This is a genomic window from Liquorilactobacillus sicerae (genome assembly GCF_029916425.1).
Classification (GTDB): domain Bacteria; phylum Bacillota; class Bacilli; order Lactobacillales; family Lactobacillaceae; genus Liquorilactobacillus; species Liquorilactobacillus sicerae.
In genome coordinates, this window is the sequence record NZ_JAHAVQ010000151.1 from 1 (window position 1) to 509 (window position 509).

A 509-nucleotide genomic window follows, 5' to 3' on the forward strand; every position below is an offset into this window, starting at 1 on the left:
TCTACATACTTATGCTGGAATCATGATTACAGCCAGCCATAACAGTAAGGAATATAACGGTTATAAGTTATATGGAGAAGATGGCGGCCAGCTGCCTCCAAAACCTGCTGATGAAATTGTTAGAGAACGTCAGGGAGTTGCAGATATCTTTCATATCAAAAAAGTAGCCAGTGGCATTAAAAAGATTGGCTCGGAGATTGATAAAGAATATCTAAATCAGGTTAAAACGATTCCAATCAATCGTGATTTGATTAAAAAATGGGGAGATAAACTAACGATTAGTTTTACGCCACTGCATGGCGCTGGTGGTGACCTGGGGGCAAAAGCACTCAAAGAGGCCGGCTTTAACAAAATATTGATTGTTAAAGAACAATTTCAACCGGATGGAACTTTTCCAACGGTAAAATATCCAAATCCGGAATTCCATGAAGTCTTCAAAATTTCTGAGAGTTATGGAGCAGATGTTGAATTAGCAGTGGATCCCGATTCTGATCGAATGGGAGTCGGCT

General features: G+C 39.9%; 1 pseudogene. It reads left to right on the forward strand.

The features are described 5' to 3' along the window. A pseudogene (locus KH893_RS11740) lies at positions 1-509 on the forward strand (phospho-sugar mutase); the annotation flags it as partial.